Source organism: Pseudomonas cyclaminis (assembly GCF_015163715.1).
Taxonomy (GTDB): Bacteria; Pseudomonadota; Gammaproteobacteria; order Pseudomonadales; family Pseudomonadaceae; genus Aquipseudomonas; species Aquipseudomonas cyclaminis.
In genome coordinates this window covers 1-1,487 of sequence record NZ_JADDUM010000335.1, presented here as the reverse complement: position 1 = coordinate 1,487, position 1,487 = coordinate 1, and the positions used below count along the sequence as shown (strand labels likewise).

Sequence of the window (1,487 nt, the reverse complement as noted above, 5' to 3'; positions counted from 1 at the left end):
CCCCGATGGCAGTGGGTCAGTCACAGTATGTGTTGACTGAACCACTGCTATCGGGGGCAAGCCCCCTCCCACATTGGATTGCATTTCAATTTGGCGGGTTACTTTTTAAGGCCCAGCTTCTTCAGTTCTTCATCACGCAATTCACGACGCAGGATCTTGCCCACGTTGGTGGTCGGCAATGCATCACGGAACTCCACCGCCTTGGGCACCTTGTACGCGGTGACGTTGGCGCGCATGTGTTCCATCACCTGGTCCTTGGTGAGGGTGGCGCCCGGTTTGACCACGATGAAGAGCTTGATGATCTCCCCGGACTTCTCGTCCGGCACACCGATAGCCGCGCATTGCAGCACGCCCGGCAAGCCTGCCAGCACGTCTTCCAGCTCGTTGGGGTACACGTTGAAACCGGAGACCAGGATCATGTCCTTCTTGCGGTCGACAATGCGCATGTAGCCGTCCGGCTGGATGATCGCGATGTCGCCGGTTTTGAGCCAGCCTTCACTGTCGAGCATCTCGTCGGTGGCGTCCTGGCGCTGCCAGTAGCCCTTCATCACCTGCGGGCCCTTGACGCACAGCTCGCCGGTTTCACCCAGCGCCAACTCGGTGCCGTCGTCGGCAATGACTTTACACACGGTGGACGGCACCGGAATGCCGATGGTACCGATCTGGATATGCTGGATCGGGTTGACGGTGGCGACCGGGCTGGTTTCGGTCATGCCGTAACCTTCACAGATCCCACAGCCGGTCACGGCCTTCCAACGTTCGGCCGCCGCCAATTGCAAGGCCATGCCGCCCGACAGGGTGACCTTGAGCGCAGAGAAGTCCAGCTTGCGGAAGCCTTCGTTGTTGCACAGCGCCACGAACAACGTGTTCAGGCCGACAAAGCCGCTGAACTTCCACTTCGACAACTCCTTGACCATCGCCGGCAGGTCGCGTGGGTTACTGATCAGGATGTTGTGGTTGCCGATGAGCATCATCGCCATGCAATGAAAGGTGAAGGCATAGATGTGGTACAGCGGCAGCGGGGTGATCAGGATCTCGCAGCCTTCGTTGAGGTTGGAGCCCATCAGCGCCTTGCATTGCAGCATGTTGGCGACGAGGTTGCGGTGGGTGAGCATCGCGCCCTTCGCCACGCCGGTGGTGCCGCCGGTGTACTGCAACACGGCCACGTCGCTGCTGGCCGGGCTGGCGTCGCTGACCGGTTGGCCGTGGCCCTTGGCGAGCACGTCGTTGAACTTGATCGCCTGAGGCAAGTGATACGCCGGGACCATTTTCTTCACGTACTTGATGACGCTGTTGACCAGCAGGCGCTTGAGCGGCGGCAACAGGTCGGCGACTTCGGTGACGATCACATGCTTGACGGCGGTCTTGGGCACGACCTTTTCCGCCAGGTGGGCCATGTTGGCCAAGCAGACCAGGGCCTTGGCACCGGAGTCGTTGAATTGGTGTTCCATTTCCCGTGCCGTGTACAGCGGGTTGGTGTTGACCAC

Annotated in this window: 1 protein-coding gene; it reads right to left on the bottom strand. The window is 60.4% G+C overall.

What is annotated here, in order from left to right; all coding sequences use genetic code 11:
• Positions 1–98: 98 nt before the first annotated feature.
• Positions 99–1,487, bottom strand: a 1,389-nt coding sequence (locus IQK56_RS29950) for an AMP-binding protein (protein WP_193901953.1), incomplete at its 5' end; no start/stop codon positions are given.